At 68.0% G+C, this 19,232-nt stretch carries 18 protein-coding genes; 1 reads left to right on the top strand and 17 read right to left on the bottom strand.

Annotated elements, in window-relative coordinates:
- Positions 1 to 10: 10 nt before the first annotated feature.
- The 10 genes from glgX to moeB all read right to left on the bottom strand — a co-directional run bounded on the left by glgX (position 11) and on the right by moeB (position 11,089).
- A complete protein-coding gene (gene glgX, locus N0A24_03980) occupies positions 11 to 2,074 on the bottom strand; it encodes a glycogen debranching protein GlgX (GenBank protein ID MCS7172556.1) in 2,064 nt (687 codons plus the stop codon).
- Complete coding sequence (gene glgB / locus N0A24_03975; protein MCS7172555.1) at positions 2,071 to 3,948, bottom strand: 1,4-alpha-glucan branching protein GlgB; 1,878 nt, start codon at positions 3,946 to 3,948, stop codon at positions 2,071 to 2,073. The genes glgX and glgB overlap by 4 nt, the downstream gene beginning before the upstream one ends.
- A gap of 1 nt (position 3,949) precedes the next feature.
- Positions 3,950 to 4,549 (bottom strand): SRPBCC family protein, encoded by a 600-nt coding sequence (locus N0A24_03970; protein ID MCS7172554.1) that lies wholly within the window; start codon positions 4,547 to 4,549, stop codon positions 3,950 to 3,952.
- Positions 4,546 to 5,523: a methionine synthase gene (locus N0A24_03965; GenBank protein ID MCS7172553.1), complete on the bottom strand. Its 978-nt coding sequence runs from the start codon at positions 5,521 to 5,523 to the stop codon at positions 4,546 to 4,548. Before N0A24_03965 ends, N0A24_03970 begins: the two co-directional genes overlap by 4 nt.
- Complete coding sequence (locus N0A24_03960) at positions 5,520 to 6,494, bottom strand: methylcobamide--CoM methyltransferase (protein ID MCS7172552.1); 975 nt, start codon at positions 6,492 to 6,494, stop codon at positions 5,520 to 5,522. Before N0A24_03960 ends, N0A24_03965 begins: the two co-directional genes overlap by 4 nt.
- On the bottom strand, positions 6,491 to 7,639 hold the full coding sequence (locus tag N0A24_03955) for an acyl-CoA dehydrogenase family protein (GenBank protein MCS7172551.1): 1,149 nt from the start codon (positions 7,637 to 7,639) through the stop codon (positions 6,491 to 6,493). Before N0A24_03955 ends, N0A24_03960 begins: the two co-directional genes overlap by 4 nt.
- A gap of 1 nt (position 7,640) precedes the next feature.
- A complete protein-coding gene (locus N0A24_03950) occupies positions 7,641 to 9,110 on the bottom strand; it encodes an RtcB family protein (GenBank protein ID MCS7172550.1) in 1,470 nt (489 codons plus the stop codon).
- Positions 9,111 to 9,205: 95 nt separating this feature from the next.
- On the bottom strand, positions 9,206 to 9,463 hold the full coding sequence (locus N0A24_03945) for a NifU family protein (GenBank protein MCS7172549.1): 258 nt from the start codon (positions 9,461 to 9,463) through the stop codon (positions 9,206 to 9,208).
- A gap of 11 nt (positions 9,464 to 9,474) precedes the next feature.
- On the bottom strand, positions 9,475 to 9,849 hold the full coding sequence (locus N0A24_03940; protein ID MCS7172548.1) for an iron-sulfur cluster assembly accessory protein: 375 nt from the start codon (positions 9,847 to 9,849) through the stop codon (positions 9,475 to 9,477).
- Between the two features lie 58 nt (positions 9,850 to 9,907).
- The gene (gene moeB / locus N0A24_03935; protein MCS7172547.1) at positions 9,908 to 11,089 is read right to left on the bottom strand and encodes a molybdopterin-synthase adenylyltransferase MoeB; all 1,182 of its coding nucleotides are present in this window, start codon (positions 11,087 to 11,089) and stop codon (positions 9,908 to 9,910) included.
- Between the two features lie 228 nt (positions 11,090 to 11,317).
- On the opposite strand from moeB, the gene N0A24_03930 reads away from it, so the two are divergent.
- A complete protein-coding gene (locus tag N0A24_03930) occupies positions 11,318 to 12,337 on the top strand; it encodes an NAD(P)/FAD-dependent oxidoreductase (protein ID MCS7172546.1) in 1,020 nt (339 codons plus the stop codon).
- A gap of 3 nt (positions 12,338 to 12,340) precedes the next feature.
- Here the strand turns inward: N0A24_03930 and N0A24_03925 are convergent, their stop codons facing one another.
- The 7 genes from N0A24_03925 to lpdA all read right to left on the bottom strand — a co-directional run bounded on the left by N0A24_03925 (position 12,341) and on the right by lpdA (position 19,105).
- Entirely contained in the window at positions 12,341 to 13,021 is a 681-nt protein-coding gene (locus tag N0A24_03925) for a hypothetical protein (GenBank protein MCS7172545.1), read from the bottom strand.
- 24 nt (positions 13,022 to 13,045) lie between these two features.
- A complete protein-coding gene (locus N0A24_03920) occupies positions 13,046 to 13,540 on the bottom strand; it encodes a hypothetical protein (protein MCS7172544.1) in 495 nt (164 codons plus the stop codon).
- The gene (gene lipA, locus N0A24_03915) at positions 13,537 to 14,430 is read right to left on the bottom strand and encodes a lipoyl synthase (protein MCS7172543.1); all 894 of its coding nucleotides are present in this window, start codon (positions 14,428 to 14,430) and stop codon (positions 13,537 to 13,539) included. Before lipA ends, N0A24_03920 begins: the two co-directional genes overlap by 4 nt.
- Before the next feature lie 19 nt (positions 14,431 to 14,449).
- Positions 14,450 to 15,580, bottom strand: a complete 1,131-nt coding sequence (locus N0A24_03910) for a 2-oxo acid dehydrogenase subunit E2 (GenBank protein ID MCS7172542.1) — start codon at positions 15,578 to 15,580, stop codon at positions 14,450 to 14,452.
- Between the two features lie 27 nt (positions 15,581 to 15,607).
- Positions 15,608 to 16,591, bottom strand: coding sequence for an alpha-ketoacid dehydrogenase subunit beta (locus N0A24_03905; GenBank protein ID MCS7172541.1), 984 nt, complete (start codon positions 16,589 to 16,591; stop codon positions 15,608 to 15,610).
- Between the two features lie 4 nt (positions 16,592 to 16,595).
- Positions 16,596 to 17,582, bottom strand: a complete 987-nt coding sequence (locus tag N0A24_03900) for a thiamine pyrophosphate-dependent dehydrogenase E1 component subunit alpha (GenBank protein ID MCS7172540.1) — start codon at positions 17,580 to 17,582, stop codon at positions 16,596 to 16,598.
- An 83-nt stretch (positions 17,583 to 17,665) separates the two neighbouring features.
- The gene (gene lpdA / locus N0A24_03895) at positions 17,666 to 19,105 is read right to left on the bottom strand and encodes a dihydrolipoyl dehydrogenase (protein MCS7172539.1); all 1,440 of its coding nucleotides are present in this window, start codon (positions 19,103 to 19,105) and stop codon (positions 17,666 to 17,668) included.
- Between the last annotated feature and the right edge of the window lie 127 nt (positions 19,106 to 19,232).

Below are 19,232 nucleotides of genomic sequence, written 5' to 3'. Positions count from 1 at the left end.
GTCCCGTCTCCTACCTAGCCTCACGCGGAGAACCGGATTCCCGTCCACTCCACCGGCCTGTGCACAGCACCGTCAGCTGACGCGGCGGGAGGACCGCCCATTCCCTGAGGAGTCCGGGTTCCGTGTCGTCCTCTGGATCCGTACTCCACAGCCACCTCCAGCCCTCCGGGCTCTCCGGGAGCCTAAACCACACGGGGTTGTCGTCGCCGTTGAGGAGCACCAGGAAGCCCTGTCCCTTGCCCGAAAGGAGCATGCCGAACGCGCGCAGGGTTTCCCACTCCCCACCCGCCACCTCCCGGCCCGCGGGGTGCCACCACCGGGCGGAGGGAAAAGTATTCTGGCGGAAAATCGGGTGGTGCCTGCGGAAGGCGATCAACCTCTGCACGAACCGCAGGAAGGCCTCCCGGCGGGGATCCAGATTCCAGTCGTACCAGGAGAGCTCGTTGTCCTGGCAGTAGGCGTTGTTGTTCCCGCCCTGGGTACGACAGAGCTCATCCCCTCCGAGCAGCATGGGAACACCCTGGGAGAGCAGCAGGGTGGCGAGAAGGCTGCGTTTGAGGGTCTCCCGGCAGCGAACCACCGCAGGGTCCTTGCTGGGCCCTTCCACCCCGCAGTTCGTGCTGTAGTTCTCCTCGGGGCCGTCCCGGTTCCCTTCGCCGTTCGCCTCGTTGTGCTTGCGCTGGTAGCTCACCAGGTCCTCCAGGGTGAACCCATCGTGGCAGGTGACATAGTTCACGGAGGAAAGGGGTCCCCGCGAAGCAAAGAGATCCGGGCTTCCCGTCATCCGCACCGCCACCTCCCCACCCATGCCCCCTTCCCCCCGCCAGAACCGCCGCACCGCGTCCCGGTACCGGTCGTTCCACTCCCGCCAGGGCGGCGAAAACCGTCCCAGTTGATACCCACCCGGCCCCAGGTCCCAGGGTTCCGCGATGAGCTTCACCCGGGAGAGCACGGGATCCTGCGCCACCCGCTCGAAGAAGGCGGAACACAGGTCCACCCGATCCCCCATCCGGCCCAGGGCCGGGGCGAGGTCCAGACGGAATCCATCTACGTGCATCTCCACGGCCCAGTACCGGAGGGTGTCCAGGGCCAGCTGCACCACGGGAGGACGGGAGAAGTCCAGGGTGTTTCCGGTCCCCGTCGCGTCCTGGTAGAACCGCGGGTCCTCTGACCGCAACGCGTAGTACGTGCGGTTGTCAAGCCCCCGCAGGGAAAGGGTGGGACCTCGGTGGTCCCCTTCCCCCGTATGGTTCAGCACCACGTCCAGGATCACCTCAAGCCCCGCCCGGTGTAGGGCCCGCACCATGGCCTGGAAGTCCCGCACCGCATCGATCCCCCCGCCCACGGCGAACCGGGGATCCGGGGCCAGAAACGCCAGGGGGTTGTACCCCCAGTAGTTCGCCAAGCCCCGCTCCACCAACCTCCGGTCCTGGACCGAGGCCTGCACGGGCATGAGTTCCACCGCGGTGACCCCGAGGCGGCGGAGGTGATCCAGGACGGGCTCCGAAGCAAGCCCCAGGAAGGTCCCCCGCAGCAATTCCGGGACTTCTGGATGCCGCTTGCTGATCCCCTTCACGTGGGTCTCGTAGATCACCGTCTCCTCCCACGGAACTCGGGGCGGGCGGTCGTCCTCCCAGTCGAAGGCGGGATCCACCACCGCGGCCAAGGGCGCATAGGGGGCGCTGCTCCGGGCGTCGAAGGAGAGGTCCGCCCGAGGGTCCCCCACCCGGTAACCGTAGAGGCTGTCGTGCCAGCGGAGGTTCCGACCGATGGCCCTCGCATACGGGTCCAGCAGGACCTTGTGCGGGTTGTAGCGGTGGCCCCGGGAGGGATCATAGGGGCCGTGCGCCCGGTAGCCGTACAGCTGCCCCGGACGGATCCCCGGGAGGTACCCGTGCCAGATGGAGCCCGTGCGCCCGGGGAGAGGCACCACATGGGCCGGCTCTGGATCTTCCGGCCGATCGAACAGGAGGAGTTCGATCGCCTCCGCGTGCACGCTCGAGATCGCGAAGTTCACCCCCTGCCCGTCCCAGTGAGCACCGAGGGGGGTGGGGCGTCCTGGGAGGACCTTCATCCCCGCTCCCACCGCAAGAACACCACCCCAAGGGGCGGAAGGGTCAGGTCCAGGGAGTACGGCCGGCCGTGGGCGGGCTCTGCCTCCGCCCGCACTCCTCCCAGGTTGCCCCATCCAGACCCCCCATAGATCTCCGCATCGCTGTTGAGAATCTCCCGCCAGTACCCAGGCCGGGGGACCCCTACGCGGTAGTGGGGCCTGGGAACGGGGGTGAAGTTGCAGGCCACCAGCACCAGGTCGCCCTGTCGGCCTTTGCGCAGAAACACCAGGACGCTCCGGTCCCGGTCGTGGGGCTCGACCCACTCGAATCCCTCCGGCTCGCAGTCCAGTTGGTGGAGGGCGGGTTCCGCACGGTAGGCACGGTTGAGATCCACTACCCACCGCTGCACGCCCCGGTGGCGGGGATCTGCCAGCAGATGCCAGTCCAGCTGCGTCTCGTGGTTCCATTCCCGCCGCTGTCCGAACTCTGAGCCCATAAAGAGGAGTTTTTTGCCGGGCTGTCCGTACATGTAGCCCAGCAGCAACCGCAGGTTCGCGAACTTCTGCCAGTCGTCTCCGGGCATCTTCTCCAGCAGGGAGCGCTTCCCATGCACCACCTCGTCGTGGGACAAGGGGAGGACGAAGTTCTCCGCGAAGGCATAGAGCATGCGGAAGGTGAGCTCCTCATGGTGGTACCTGCGGTAGATGGGATCCCGCCCCATGTACTGTAGGGTATCGTGCATCCAGCCCATGTCCCACTTGAACCCGAACCCCAGCCCCCCCAGGGAGGTGGGACGGGACACGAGGGGCCAGGCGGTGCTCTCCTCCGCGATGGTCTGCACGTCCGGATAGTTCTGGTACACTGCCTCGTTCATCCGCCGCAAAAAGGCAATGGCCTCCAGGTTCTCCCTCCCGCCGTACTCGTTGGGGATCCATTGCCCCTCGGGCCGGGAGTAGTCCAGGTAGAGCATGGAGGCCACCGCGTCCACCCGGAGCCCGTCCGCGTGGTAGCAGTCGAGCCAGAACAGAGCGCTGCTGAGGAGGAAGCTGCGGACCTCATGGCGGCCGTAGTTGAAGATGGCGCTTCCCCAGTCGGGATGCAGACCTCGCCGGGGATCCGCGTGTTCGTAGAGATGGGTGCCGTCGAAGAAAGCCAGGCCGTGCGGGTCCGTGGCGAAGTGGGAGGGAACCCAGTCCAGGATCACGCCGATCCCATGCCGGTGCAGGGTGTCCACCAGATACATGAAGTCCTGGGGAGTACCGTAGCGGCTGGTGGGCGCGAAGTAGCCGGTGATCTGGTAGCCCCAGGAGCCGTAGTACGGGTGCTCCATCACGGGCAGGAATTCCACGTGGGTGAACCCCATTTCCTGCACGTACGCCGCCAGCAGCGGCGCCAGCTCCCGGTAGGAGAGAAAACCGCCGTCCTCCCGGCGTCGCCACGAGCCCAGGTGTACCTCGTAGATGGCGATGGGCGATTCCCGGGCATTGTGCTGTGCCCGACGCGTCATCCATTCCGCATCCGTCCACTCGTAGGTGAGATCCCAGACCACGGACGCGGTACCGGGCGGGGATTCCGCCTGAAACGCGAAGGGATCCGCCTTGTCCAGGACCGGCCCGTACCGGGACACGATGCGGTACTTGTAGAGGGCTCCGGGCCCCACTCCCGCGACGAATCCCTCCCAGATGCCGGAACCTCCGCGAGGGGACAGAGGGTGGCGGCCCGGATCCCACCCGTTGAAGTCGCCCATCACGCAGACCCGCACCGCGTTCGGCGCCCACACCGCGAAGTACGTCCCGCCCTCCACGGGGTGCGCTCCGAGCTTTGTGTACGCCCGGAGGTGCGTCCCCTCCCGGAACAGGTAAACGTCCTCCTCCGTGAGCAGGCGGAGCAGCATCTCACGCCTCGGACGCGTTCTCAGGGCTCCCGTCCTCCGGATCCTGAGTCTGCCCCCGTCCCCGCTGGAGCCGAAGCTCCTCGCTCAGGATGTCCCGCTCCGCGCTCCACTTCAGGCGGTTCAGGGTGTGCTCCACCTCCTGGACCAGGATCTGGTGAACCGCCTCAGGGAAGAGGAAGGGAATCCCGGGGTTCAGTTCTACCCCGTAGCGGAGGAGAGCGCCTTCCTCCGCCGCCTCCACTTGGAAGCTCCCCGAGTACTCCAGGAAGGTCCCGTACGCCTGCTGCCAGGTCACCCGGGTGTGCGGGACCAGGGTAGCCCGGATCACGGATTCCACGGGAATCCCCGCGAGATACCCCCGCAGGCGCACGGTGACCCCCTGGGATTTACGCTCCACGACCTCCGCCCACATCCATACCCCGCTCCACCGCGGCAGGCGGTCCAGCCGGGCCACCATCCCGTACACCTGCCGGGGGGGGACCCGGAAGAAACGCGCGCCCGTGTACGCAACCCCCTGAACAAGAGGCCGGGATGCTGCAGGCGGAGCGACGGACGGATTCCTCCGCCGACGACGGCGTTGGGATCTGCTGGATTCCGTCACGGGACCATGGTGCGCACGATACGGGCCGCTTCCACCATGACCTGCAGCTTCGCCACGGCCCCCTCCACGGTGCACGTCCGCAGGCCGCAGTCGGGCGAGATGGACACCTGATGCGGTGCGAAGACCTTCAGGGCGCGCTGGATCCCTCCCACCACCTCCTCCACGGGCTCGATTCGGGGGTGGAGCACGTCGATCACGCCGAGCCCCACATCCCGGGTGAAGGGATGCATCCGGAACACCTCCAGCAGGGCGTACCGCGTGTTGGCAAGGGCCAGGTCGATCTGGTTCACGGGCAACCGCAACATGTCGGGATAGATCCTCGCCACGTCCCCGTAGCAGATGTGCACAATGGTGTAGGCCTCCAGACCGTCCGTGATCCTCGTCAAGGCCTCACGGGCGAGTTCGAAGTCCTCCTCGGGCCGACTGTGGATGGCGGGTTCATCGATCTGGATGTACCGGGCTCCCGCGCGCACCAGGTCCCGGGCCTCCTCCCCGAGGGCCCAGGCAAGATCCAGGACCAGGGTCCGCCGCTGTGGATAGTACTCGTTGAAGGACCACTCCGCGAGGGTGTAGGGGCCCGTGAGAACCGCCTTTACCGGCTTCGCGGTCAGGGATTGGGCGAACCGAAACCACTCCACCACGAGAGGATGCCGCCGCCCCACGGGACCGACTACCACGGGCTTTCGGTAGTACCGGTTTCCGAACGCCCGCACCATCCCCGCGATCCGGAACCCATCGAGCTCCTCCGCGAAGAAGGTCACCATGTCCGCTCGGTACTGTTCCCCGTCCACCAGGATGTCCAGTCTCAACGCCTCCTGTCGGCGGATCCACTCCTGGGTGGCCCGCCGCTCCAGATCCCGGAGGGCTTCCCGATCCAGCTGGGCGCGGCGGTACTTCCGCCGAGCCGCCAGGAGATCAGGGGGTTTGGGGAAAGACCCCACGGTGGTGGTGGGAAGGAGGTGTGAAGAGATCATACGCCGACTCCCAGGGCAGCCCGCTTGACCTCCACCAGACGCTGCAGCTTGGCCCGGGCCACCGGTCGGGGCAGGAACTCAAGCCCCGCGCTCGGATTGAGGTAGATCCGGTCCAGGGGGACGTATCGGGAGACACGATCCAGCGCCCGCAGGAGTTCCTCCACGCTCTCCAGACGCGTGTTGCGCGCATCCAGGATCCCGAACCCCAGCCACTTCTCGAAGGGGGCTTTCTCCAGCACCTCCCAGTTCCGCGGGCCAGCCACGAAGTCGAAGCCGATGGCGTCGAAGGGAAGATCCAGGATCTCGGGATAGATTCCGGCCACGTCCCCGAAGTAGGTGTACAGGGCGAGGGGGGAGCGTACCCCTTCCGTCAGGGTGATCATGGCTTCCCGGAAGAGGGGGAAATCGGTCTTGTACCGGAGGATGGCGGGCTCGTCCACCTGGATGAGGGGCGGATCCTCCGCATCGAGGGCCCGCAGTTCCTGGTTTAAGGCCAGGGCCAGGTTCAGGACGAAGTCCTCAAAGGTGGCGTAGTACCGGTTCTGGCTCAAGCGGGCGAGGGTATAGGGTCCCGTGACCACGGGTTTGACGGGCCTGGGGCTGTGGGCCTTGGCGAACCGGTAGTCCTCCACGCTGATGGGATCCGTCCAGAGCACTTCGCCTTCCGCCACGGGGATGCGGTAGTACGTGTTCGTATCGAACCATCGCTGAAGGCCGTTCAGGGTGAACCCCGTGAGCCCCCGGACGAAATACGCCTGGGAGTCCTCCCATCGAATCTGGCCGTCGGTGATGAGCTCGATCCCCACCTCCACCTGCTCCTGGATCACCTCCAGGGTGACCTCCCGCTCCACCCGGAGGAACTCCTCCGGTGAGATCTCCCCCCGTTCCAGCTTCTCCTTCGCGCTCCGCCACCGGCCGGATGCCGGCGGGTCGGGAATCTTAGGGTAGCTCCCCACCACGGTGGTGATCATGACGATCCTCCGATGATCTCCTTCGCGATGATGAGGCGCTGGATCTCGCTCGTTCCCTCCCCGATCTCACAGAGCTTCACGTCCCGATAGTATCGCTCCACGGGATAGTCCCGGATGAAGCCGTAGCCTCCGTGGATCTGTACGGCACGCTCCGCGGCCCTACGGGCCGCTTCGGAGGCAAGCAGCTTCGCCATGCTCGCCTCCCTCCGGAACGGAAGCCCCTGGTCCGCCAGCCAGGCAGCCCGCAGGACCAACAGCCACCCCGCCTCCAGCTCCGTATGCATGTCCGCCAGCATCCCCTGGATGGCCTGGAAGTGCGCAATGGGCTGGCCGAAGGCGATGCGCTGCCGGCTGTAGGTGAGGCTCGCCTCCAGGGCCGCTCGCTCGAGGCCGATGGCCATGGCCCCGATCCCGATCCGGTCCCGCTCCAGCACCCACAGGGCCTGCGCGTACCCCTCTCCTTCCCCGCCGAGGCGGTTCTCCGCGGGGACCTCCACCTCCTCAAAAACCACCTCCGTGGTGTCCGAGGCCCGCAGCCCCAGTTTCCGTTCCCGCTTTTCCACCCGCACGCCCGGAGTGCCTCGCTCCACCAGGAAGGCGCTGATGCCGCGGCGGCCGGCTCGGGAGTCCGTCTTCGCCAGCACCACGTACACGCCCGCCACCGAGCCCTGGGTCACGAAGGCCTTCGTGCCCGTGAGCACATAGCCATCTCCCCGTCGCTCCGCCCGGGTCGAGATCGCGGCCGCGTCGCTGCCCGCATGCGGCTCCGTGAGGCACCAAGCCCCCAGGGCCTGCCCGGAGGCGAGCCGGGGGAGATAGCGGGCCCTGTGGGCTTCGCTCCCGAAAGCCGCGATGTGCAAGGCAGCGAGACCGTCGTGGGAGGCCACGGTGAGGGCCAGGCTGCCATCGGCCCCCGCCAGCCGCTCGATCACCAGGGCCTGGCTTACGAGATCCAGCCCGCTTCCCCCGTACCGCTCCGGGATCGTCATCCCCAGCAACCCTAGGGAGGCCAGACGGCAAACGAGCTCCTGAGGGAACTGGGATTCCTCGTCCCACCGGGACGCATGCGGCCGGATCTCCCGGGCCGCGAAAGTCTCCACGGTCTGCTGCAGGATGCGGTGGGACTCCGTGAGCGCGAACTCCACCTTACCCCTTCACCACTCCCAGGGGCCGCATCTTCGCCACCTTGTAGGAGATCCCCGCGTGGTGGCACACCTCCACCACGTCCGCCACATCCTTATAGGCCTCGCTCGCCTCCTCCGCCAGGAGACTGCGGTTCTGGGCGCGCACGAGGATCCCCCGTTGCTCCAGGACCCGGGCGATGTCCACCCCCCGCAGCTCCCGCAAGGCCGCCTTGCGGCTCCGCACCCGGCCCGCACCGTGGCAGGTGCTCCCGAAGGTCTCCTCCATGGCCCGCTCGGTGCCCACCGCCACAAAGGAGTACCGTCCCATGTCGCCGGGAATCAGTACGGGCTGCCCGATCTCTCGGTAGCGGGCGGGGATCTCGGGGTGGCCCGGCGGGAACGCCCGGGTGGCACCCTTGCGGTGAACCACCAGCCGTTCCGTCTTCCCGTTCACGGGATAGGTCTCCAGCTTTGCGATGTTGTGGGCAACGTCGTAGACCACCTCGAGTCCGATCTCCTGAAGCGGCCGTCCCAGCACCCTCGTGAACGACTCCCGCACCCAGTGGGTGATCATCTGGCGGTTCGCGAACGCGAAGTTGGCGGCGCAGCACATGGCCCGGAAGTAGTCCTGACCCTCCGGCGAGCGGAAGGGCATGCACGCCAGCTGTCGGTCCGGAAGGGTGATGCCGTACTGCCGGATGGCCCGGTCCGCCACCCGGAGGTAGTCCTCGCACACCGCGTACCCGAGGCCCCGGGAGCCCGTGTGGATGAACACCACCACCTGTCCCGGCCGCTCGATGCCCATCACCTTCGCGGCCCGCGCGTCGTAGACCTCCTCCACCACCTGGACCTCCAGGAAGTGGTTCCCGGAGCCCAGGGTTCCGATCTGGTCCTTTCCCCGCTCCTTGGCCCGCGGGCTTACCTTCCCGGGATCCGCGTCCAGGAGCCTCCCGCCCGCCTCGATGGTCTCCAGATCCTCCTCCCGTCCGTACCCCCGGCGCACCGCCCACTGGGCGCCGTACGCCAGGACCTCGTCGATCTCCTGCATGGAGACCCGCACCTTGCCGGTGCTTCCTACCCCGGAGGGCACGTTGCGGAACAGCTCGTCCACCAGCTCCCGGAGCCTGGGCCGTACCTCCTCCTCCGTGAGGTTGGTGCGGAGCAACCGGACGCCGCAGTTGATGTCGTAGCCCACGCCGCCGGGGGAGATGACCCCATCCTCCACCCGCATGGCCGCCACCCCGCCCACCGGGAAGCCGTAGCCCCAGTGGATGTCCGGCATGGCCAGGGAGTACCGGACGATCCCCGGCAGGGTGGCCACGTTGGCCACCTGCTCCAGGGCCTGGTCCTGGCCGATCTGGTGGAGCATGGCCTCGTCCGCGTACACGAGGCCCGGGACCCGCATCCCCGGCTTGTAGTCCTGGGGGATCATCCACCGGTAATCGTCTACCTTCCGCAAAACCCGGGTCCAGGTCGTCACCTGGGAGGACATTGAGGATCACCTGCCTCCATGACCTTCACCTTTATGGTAGACGAAAAAAGCCCCCGTGCCCTCCGGGGGCCCTCTTGCTCTTCTGGGGGGGCAGCTTAGAAGGGAACTGCCTCCACGGCCTTGATCTCGGGAATTTCCTCCCGGAGCATGCGCTCCACGCCCGCCTGCAGGGTCATGAGGGAGTACATACACCCCACACAGGCACCCGCCAGCCGGATCTGTACAATCCCGTCCTGCACATCCACCAGCTCGATATCCCCGCCATCCGCTTGGATATAGGGTCGGATGGTTTCCAGGACCCGTTCCACCCGCTCATAGAGATCCCGCTCCTGGCTTTCCAGCGCCTCGCGCATCCGTCTCCTCCTCACACGGGCTCCGCCTCGCCGCAGGGCTCTACCTGCCCCTCCTCCTCCGCCACCTTGAAGGAGTGGCCGCAGCCGCAGGTGGCCACTGCCCGCGGGTTGTAGACCGCGAATCCCTCGCCCATGGGGGTACGCCGGTACTCGATGCACGACCCCCGCATCAGACGCAGGGTCAGGGGATCCACCACGAGCCGGATGCCGTGTTGCTCCAGGACGACGTCATCCTCCCTCCGCTCCGTGTCCAGGGCCATCCCGTACGAGAACCCCTCACACCCCCCTTGCGTGACGAACAGGCGCAGGTAGACATCCGCAGTCCCACTCTGCGCCACCAACTCCCGAAGCTTGCTCGCCGCACTCGGCGTGATGGTGATCACCATCCCCCCTCCTTGTGGCGTCAAGCCGATTGTAGGCGCCCGCTGACCCGATGTCAAACGCCTAGCGGGCCTTCCCCGCCTCCACCCGCTCCGGGAGGCCCGTGGCCACGGGCTGTTGGGCATTCTGCCAGGCCAGGATCCCGCCCGCCAAGTTGTAGACGTTGTCATAGCCCCGGGCCCGTAGCCACTCGGTGACCTTGCCGCTGCGTTGCCCGCTCGCGCAGTACACCACCACGGGCCGGTCCCGGGAGATCTCCCCGTACCGGGCCTCCACCTCACCCATGGGGATCCAGTGCATCCCCGGGATGTGGGCCTGGGCCACCTCCCAGGCCTCCCGTACATCCACGAACTGGGCCCGGCCCAGCAGCTCCGCGGCTTGGGCCACGGTGACCTCCGGCCTGCGCTCCGGCTGGTGCAGCTCCCTGCCCGGCAGCGGCACCCCGCAGAACTCCTCGTAGTCGATGAGCTCCCGGATGGTGGGTTCGTCCCCGCACACGGGGCAACGGGGATTCCGCTGCCAGCGTACGTAACGGATGTCCCCCTCCAGGACATCTACCAACATGAGCCGGTTGACCAACGTGGCCCCGACCCCCAGCAGGATCTTGATGGCCTCCAGGGCCTGGTAGCTTCCCAGAAACCCCGCCACGGCCCCGATGATCCCCCCCTCCGCGCAGGAGGGGACGGCCCCGGGCGGTGGGGGGGAGGGGAAGAGGCACCGGTAGCATCCCCGCCCGGGGAGAAAGGTGGTCGCCTGCCCTTCCCACCGGAGGATGCTGGCGTCCACCAGGGGCTTGCGCAACATCACGCAGGCGTCGTTCACGAGGTATCGGGTGGGGAAGTTGTCCGAGCCGTTCACGATCACGTCGTAGGGTCGCAGGATCTCCAGGGCGTTCTCGCTGGTGAGCACCGTCTGGTAGGTCACCACCCGAACGTCCGGATTGACGTCCTCCAGGGTCCGGCGGGCGGACTGGGTCTTGGGCCGGCCCACGTCGTGGGTGAAGTGCAGGATCTGGCGCTGGAGGTTGGTGAGGTCCACCCGGTCGCCGTCCACGATTCCGATGGTCCCCACCCCCGCCGCGGCCAGGTACAGGGCCGCGGGAGAGCCGAGCCCGCCCGCGCCCACGATGAGAACGCTGCTATCCAGCAGCCTCCGCTGCCCGGCGACCCCCACCTCCGGCAGCACGATCTGCCTCGAGTACCGTTGCATCTGCTCCTCTGTGAGGAGCGACTGTGCCTGGACCACGTTTCGCCCTCCTCAGATCTTGCTGGATTTTCCCCGGGAGGAACGCGGGGGCCCGCCCGCGAGGGCTACCCCCGCCGCGGACAGATACACTCACGCGGCCGATGGACAAGGGCAGGTGTACGCATGGCAACTCCCTTCAGCAGGGTACCGAAGGATCCGGGACGTGTCAAACAGGCCCGGGAGCGGTACAATGGCCGTGGAGGAACACCACGGCGGAGCGGAGGCGCCATGGACGTGTATGACATCACCATCATCGGGGCGGGCCCCACGGGGCTGTTTGCGACCTACTATGCGGGCTTTCGGGCCCTCCGGACCAAAATCATCGACAGTCAGTCGGACCTCGGGGGACAGGTGACGGCCCTGTACCCCGACAAGTACATCTACGACGTGGCGGGTTTCCCTAAGATCCTCGGGAAGGACCTCATCCGCAACCAGATCGAGCAGATGATGCAGTACAATCCCACCGTGGTGCTCAACGAGCGGGTGGAGCGGTTGGACCAGCTCCCGGACGGCACCTACAAGCTCACCACCCACACGGGGCAGGAGCACTTCACCCGGGTGGTCCTCATTGCAGCGGGCATCGGAGCCTTCACGCCCAAGAGGTACAACCGTCCGGAATTGGATCGGTGGGAGGGCCGGGGATTGGAGTTCGCGGTGCGGAACCGGGAGGACTACCGCGGCAAGCGGGTGCTGGTGGTGGGCGGAGGCGACAGTGCCTTGGACTGGGCCCTCAACCTCCTGCCCCTCGTCCAGGAGCTCACCCTCATCCACCGGCGGGACCAGTTCCGAGCCCACGAGGACTCCGTGCGCAAGCTCCTCTCGAGTCCCGCCCGGGTGAAGCTCTTCTACGAGCTGAAGGCCCTCCAGGGCCGGGACCGGGTGGAGGCCGCGGTGATCTTCAACAACCGCACCAGTGAGGAGGAGGTCTTGGAGGTGGATGCGGTGCTGGCCTTCCTGGGGCTCGTGAGCGACCTCGGCCCCATCCGGGAATGGGGCCTGGAGCTCTACGAGGACAGCATCGTGGTGAACACGAAGATGGAGACCAACCGCCCGGGCATCTACGCGGCCGGGGACGTCACATACTACCCGGGCAAGCTGAAGCTCATCGCCACGGGCTACGGGGAGGCGGCCACCGCGGTGAACAACGCGTACACCTACCTCCATCCCGGTGCCAAGGCCTTCCCCGGACACTCCAGCGCCATCATGGAGAAGAAGGAAAAGGAGGCCGCGAAGGCCGGAGGGCGCTGAAGGCTAGTCCGGGCGCTCCACAGACTGCGCCACGGAGAGCCCACGGGTCTCCTCCCCCACCACCCGTCGGGCGATCCAGGCAAGCCACCCGACCGTGGTCCACCGGGCGGGCTTGTGCGGAAGTTCCCGGAAGGCCACCGTCAGGACATCTGCCAGGAAGTGCTCCAGCACCTCTTCCGTCACCTCCCGCCCCGCGGTCCGGAGCTCACGCTCCAACACCCGGCGCAGGACGGGAAGCTCCTCCTCCACCAGGGCGTGGAAGGCCTCCTGGTCCCCCGCCAGGGCCCAATCCAGAAGGGCCCGTTCCTCCAGCAGGGCCCGCTCGTGGGCCCGGAGGGCCTCCTCGGGGAGAGAGGCGCGCTTGCGCTCGTGGGCGTAGTCCCGGCGCAACCGCGCCTTGAAGCGTCCGACCTGCTCCTCCAGGTCCTCAAAGGCCGCCTGGAGCAGCCCCTCCAGGGTCTCGGACCGGTTGCGCCGTGCGGGGAGTACGTGCGTCCCGATCCGCAGGCGCACGCTGCCGGTGTACTCCTCCTTCCGGGCGGCCCGCTCCACGGTCAGCTCCAGGTGCAGGAGGTCAGGCGGGAAGTGCCGCAGCCGGCGTTCGATGCGCTCCAGATGCCGCTTCAGCACCTTCTCGGCGCCCGAGGTGAGCGTGCACCGCTTTGTGGCGAGATGCAGTTCCATCCCAACACGCTCCTCCCCGCGGCGTTACCCTGCTCCGGGACCCTGCTCCCAGGCGGGCTCTGCGGCACAGGTGGCGCACTCCGGCTCCTGGATCGCCACCCAACGCACCGTCTCGGACACCTCCCGCCAGTCCACGGGATCCGGGTGCTCCAGCCGCCACCCTTCCCAGTAGATTCCCCGGGCATCGAGGCACGCCAGAACCACCTCGGAATCCCCTCCCCCGTAGGCCCTCCGGGTGGCACCCGTGGGGTCCTGCAGCTGGCGGAGGAAAGGGTGCGGGAACGGATCGGGCCCTGAACGGAGGACGATGGGTTCCACCTCCCAGGTCCGATAGGCCGAGGCCCGCTCGAGGAGCTCCGTCACCAGGTGCGCGCAGGCGGCACAAGCCGGACCGTGGACCATCACGAGCAGTACGGAGCGGTGGAAGACCCACGGGGGCCGCACCACCGTGCTCCCGGAAGGATCCGCCAGCACCAGGGGCGGGGCCATCCGGCGGGAGTGCAGGGGCAGAGGTCTCATGGCCCCGAAGCCACCGCCCGCTTCACCTGCTCGTCCGCGTGGTAGCTGCTGCGCACCAGCGGCCCGGCCTCCACGTGTCGGAAGCCCATCTGGAGCCCGAGGCGCCGGATCTCCGCGAACTCCTCCGGGGGCACGTACCGGTGCACGGGCCAGTAGCCCTCTCCGGGGCTCAGGTACTGCCCCACGGTGAGGATGTCGCAGCCCACCGCCCGAAGGTCCCGCATGGTCTCCAAGACCTCTTCAAAGGTCTCCCCCAACCCCACCATGAGTCCGCTCTTCGTGAGGCAGGGATACCCCCAGGCCTTCACCCGCCGCAGCAGCTCCAGGGATCGGTCGTAGTTGCCCCCCGTGCGCACCAGGCGGAAGATCCGGCGCACGGTCTCAATGTTGTGGTTGAGGATATCTGGGCCCGCGTCCAGCACGGTGCGCAGAGCATCCGGATCCCCCTTGAAGTCGGGAATCAGGACCTCCACGCTGCAGGTGGGGAGGTAGGCCCGGATCTTCCGGATGGTGGCCGCGAAGATGCCCGCACCTCCGTCCCGCAGGTCGTCCCGGTCCACAGAGGTGATCACCGCATGCCGCAGCCCTAGAGCCTGCACCGCCCGGGCTACCCGCTCGGGTTCCTGCAGGTCCACCTCGCTGGGAAGCCCATGGGCGATGGCGCAGTACGCACAGTTCCGGGTGCACACGTTGCCCAGGATCAGGAACGTGGCGGTACGCCGTTCCCAGCAGTCCCCGATGTTGGGACAGCGGGCCTCCTCGCACACCGTGTGCAGCCGGAGCTTCCGCATAATCCGCACGAGCTCCTGGTAGTTGGGCCCGCTGGGAAGCCGCGCCTTCAGCCAGGGAGGCCGTGGAAGGGGTGCGGAGGTTGCCGTGGGGAGCGCCATGCTCTTCCTCCTCTCGCCTCTAGCGGGTCACGGGCTCCACCGCCTCGAGGCACTCCTTGACCCGGTTTAAAAACCGCACCGCCACCTCTCCGTCGAAGACCCGATGATCGAAGGCCAGTCCCAGGTGCATCACGGACCGGATGGCGATCCCCTCCCCCCGGACCACAGGGCGCTTGGTGATGGCATCCGTGCTCAGGATGGCCGCCTGCGGATGGTGGATGATGGGCATGGACCAGATGGATCCGAACACCCCGGGGTTGGTGAGGGTGAAGGTGCCGCCCTGCACCTCCTCCAGGCTGAGCTGGCCCTCCCGGGCCCTCCGCACGAGCCGGTCCAGATCCCGGGCGATTCCTACTAGACTCTTCTCGTCCGCGTCCCGGATCACGGGCACCAGCAACCCCCGCTCCGTGGACACCGCCACCCCGAGGTGCACCCGGCCCCGCAGCCGGATCCCCTCCTCCGTCCACTGGGCGTTCACCACGGGGTAGGCCCGGAGGGCCTCCACCGCGGCCCGCACGAAGAAGGCGGTGTAGGTGAGCCGGACCCCGTACCGGCGCTCGAAGTCCTCGCGGTTGTGCTCGTGGTACCGCACCAGATCCGTGACGTCCGCCTCCACCAGGGCGTAGGCGTGCGGGATCTCCAGTGCGGAGCGGCTCAGCCGCTCCGCGATGGTCCGGCGGACGGGATCCAGAGGGATCAGGCGATCCTCCCGCTCCTCCCCCACCGGCGCCACCTCCCCGGCAGAAGGGGCCCTACGCTGCTCCAGATAGCGGAGGAGATCCTGCTTGGTCACCCTCCCCCCCGCCCCAGTCCCCGGAATCCGTTCCACCTCCTCCAGGGAGATCCCGTGTTCCCGGGCGAGTCGGGCCACAAGCGGCGAGAGCCGCATCCCCCGCCTCCCCTGGGGACCCTCCGGGGGTTCCGCGGTCTCCTCTGCCTCCACCAGGGCGATGGGCGTCCCCGCGGGGACGGTCCGCCCCTCCGGGACCAGGATCTCCACCAGCCTTCCCCCCACGGGTGCGGGCATCTCCACGTTCACCTTGTCCGTGATGAGCTCCACCAAAGGCTCGAACCGCTCCACCCGGTCCCCCGGTCGCTTCAGCCACTTCCCCACCGTGGCCTCGTAGACCGTTTCCCCGAGCTGCGGCACCCTCACCTCCACAGGCATCGCTGCTCCTCAGTACCACGCGAGGCGGCGGATGGCCTCCGCGATGCGCTCCGCATCCGGCATCCACCGCTCCTCGAGGGACCTGGCAAAGGGCACCGCAGGCACGTCCGGCCCGCCCAGCCGCACGACGGGCCCGTCGAGATCCTCGAAGGCCTCCTCCGCCAGGAGGGCCGCGATCTCCGCGCCGTACCCGCAGAACCGGTTGTCCTCGTAGACCACCAGGGCCTTGTTGGTCTTCGCCACGGACCGCAGGATGGTGGCCTTGTCCAGGGGTCGGAGGGTGCGGATCTCCACCACCTCCACCTCCACGCCCTCCCCCCGCACCATCTCCGCGGCCCGCAGGGTCTCGTGCAGCATCCAGCCGTAGGTGAATACGGAGAGGTCCTTGCCGGATCTGCGCAACACCGCGGGGCCGATGGGTACCTCATAATCCCCCTCCGGTACCTCCTCCCGGAGGAGGCGGTAGAGGCGCTTGTGCTCCAGGAACAGCACGGGATCCGGGTCCCGTACCGCGGCCTTCAGCATTCCCTTCGCGTCGTAGGGGGTGCTGGGCGCCACCACCTTCAGGCCCGGCACGTGGGCGTAGAAGGCCTCCACGCACTGGGAGTGGTACAGGGCGGTGCCGTGCGCACCACCGTAGGGTACCCGGATCACGAGGGGGCACCCGAACGCACCGTTGCTGCGGTAGCGCAGCCGGGCCGCCTCGCTCACAATCTGGTCGAAGGCGGGGTGGAGGAAGTCCGCGAACTGGATCTCCGCGATGGGCACAAGGCCGTTTACGGCCATGCCGATGGCGCACCCCACGATGGCGGACTCCGCAAGGGGCGTGTCGATGACCCGCTCCTCCCCGAATCGCTCCAGGAGGCCGGCCGTCACCCCGAAGACCCCTCCCTTCGCCCCCACATCCTCCCCCAGCACCACCACCCGCTCGTCCCGGGCCATCTCCTCGTGGAGGGCCCGATTCAGGGCATCCAGGTACCGCAGCTCCGGCATCCGATCACTCCCCGCCAAACCAGTACACGGAATCTACGGGCCGGTCCGGGTCCGGGTCGTGGTACACGTGCCGGGTAAGGGTGGCTGGATCGGGATCCGGGGCCTGTTCTGCGTCCTCCGTGGCCTCGTCCACCTCCCGCCGGGCCCTCGCCCACAAGGCCTGGTCCCGGGCATCGTCCAACAGCCCCACAGACCGGAGGTAACTTCCGAACGCGGGGATGGGATCGCGCCGGCGGGCAGCTTCCAGATCCTCCGGGGAGCGGTAGCGCTCCTGCTGGTCCTCGCTGCTGTGGGGGCTCAGACGCTCCACCCGGAACTCCACCAGGGTCGGCCCCTCCCCCTCCCGGGCGCGGTCGCAGGCCTCCTTCATCACCCGGTAGGCCTCCAGGACATCGCATCCGTCCACGGAGACGCCGGGCATCCCGTACCCCGCGGCCCGCACCGCCACGGACTCCACCGGCATCTGCTTGCGTACCGGTACAGAGATAGCGTACCGGTTGTTCTCCACACAGAAAACACAGGGCACCCGATGCACGCCCGCGAAGTTCAACGCCTCGTGCCAGTCTCCCTCGCTCGTGCCCCCCTCCCCGATGGACACCACCACCACCTCCCCCGTGCGCCGCAGCTTGGCCGCGTACGCGATGCCCGCGGCGTGCGGGTACTGCGTGCCCACGGTGCTGCTGCCCGAGAGGATTCGGAGGCGGGGGGAGCCGTAGTGACCCGGCATCTGCCGTCCCCCGGAGCTGGGATCCGGGGCCTTGGCGAGCACGGAGAGGAGGATCTCCGTGGGCGAGAGGCCCTTCACCAGGCACGCAGCCAAGGAGCGGTAGTAGGGGACGAGCCAGTCCCGCTCCCGATCCAGGGGCCAGACCATGGCCACCTGCGCGCCCTCATGCCCCGGAGCGGAGACCACGAACCGGGCCCGGCCCGCCCGCTGAAGCTGCCACATGCGCTCGTCCAGTACCCGGGCCAGGATCATGTAGTAGTACATGCTCAGCACATCCTCGTCCGAGAGGCCCAGGCTCCTGTGCTGGGGGGTTGTGGTGATCTCCGGCGTCACGGCTCGTTGGCCTCCTAGGTGTGGATCACCCGGCCCAGGACGTCCAGGGCCGCCTCCCGGACCGCCTCCGAGAGGGTGGGGTGGGCGTGGATGGCCTGCACGATCTCCTCCGCGGTGGCCTCCACGCTCCGGGCAAGGATTCCCTCCGGGAGGAGCTCCGTCACCCGGGGGCCGATCATGTGCACCCCCAACAGCTCCCCGTACCGCGCATCCGCCACGATCTTGACAAACCCTTCCCGGATCCCGAGGATGCTCGCCTTGCTGTTCGCGGCGAAGGGAAACCGTCCCACGCGGACCTGGTAGCCCTGCTCCCGGGCCTGGGCCTCGGTCAGCCCGAAGCTCGCCACCTCCGGCAGGGAATAGGTGCAGCGGGGCACGGAGAGGTAGTCCACGGGCCTGGGATCCCCGCCCGCCATGTCCTCCACGGCCACCACCGCCTCCTCGCTCGCCACATGGGCCAGCATGGGGGTCGCGTGCACCACGTCCCCGATGGCCCAGATTCCCTTTACGTTCGTGCGCATCCGGGCGTCCGTCCGGATGAAGCCTGCCTCGTCCACTTCCACGCCCACGGACTCAAGCCCGAGCCCCTCCCGGTAGGGCGCGCGCCCCACGGCCACCAGGAGCACATCCACCTCCACCTGCAGGGGCTTTCCGTCCTGTTCGGCCACCAGGCGCAGCCCGTCCTCTGCGGGTTCCACCCCCTGGAGCTTCGCATTCGTGTACACCCTGATGCCCCGGCGCTCGAAGGCCTTGCGCAGCGCCTCGCTCACCTCCTCGTCTTCCCCCGGAAGCACCCGGGGAAGGAGCTCCAGCACGGCGATCTCGCTCCCGAAGGTCCGAAAGATGCTGGCGAACTCCACCCCAATCGCCCCCGCCCCCAGGATTCCCAGCCTGCGGGGGATCTCCTGGAGGTGCACCACGTGGTCGCTGGTGAGGATCCTGCTTCCGTCGATGGGAACACCGGGGATGCTGCGGGGAACCGAACCGGTGGCGATGAGCACCCGTGGGGCCTCCAGTTCCGTCTCCGATCCGTCGTGGTGCGCGACGCGCACCCGTCCGGGACCTATCAGGCGCGCGCTCCCGTGGAACACCGTAATCCCGTTCTTGCGCATGAGGTACGTAATCCCCCGATGCAGGGTCTCCACCACCCGGTCCTTGTACCGCTGAACCGCGGCCATGTCCACGGACGGCTCCTCCGCCCGGATCCCGAACTCCCGGGCGCGCCGTATTTCCTCCAGCAGTTCCGCCACCTGCAGCAACGCCTTGGTGGGGATGCATCCGAGGTGCAGGCAGGTCCCGCCGAGCTTGTTGCGCTCCACGATGGCGGTGCGCATCCCGAGCTGCGCCGCACGGATGGCCCCCACGTATCCTCCGGGGCCGGCTCCGATCACCACGAGGTCGTAGAGGTCTGGCACGCACTCCTCCTGCCGTCGCGTTGTCCAAGCTCCCTCCATAATACGGCCCCGGGGCCCGGCGGCCCACCCCCGCCCCGGGGCCCCCCCACCCGTCTGGTAGAGCCAGCTCAGCAGCCGATCCAAAAATACGGGGGGTGCGGGGGACTGTGGGGTGGGAGGGGTGGTG

It is taken from the genome of Armatimonadota bacterium (assembly GCA_025059775.1).
Taxonomy (GTDB): domain Bacteria; phylum Sysuimicrobiota; class Sysuimicrobiia; order Sysuimicrobiales; family Sysuimicrobiaceae; genus Sysuimicrobium.
This window is presented reverse-complemented; position numbering and strand designations above follow the sequence as displayed.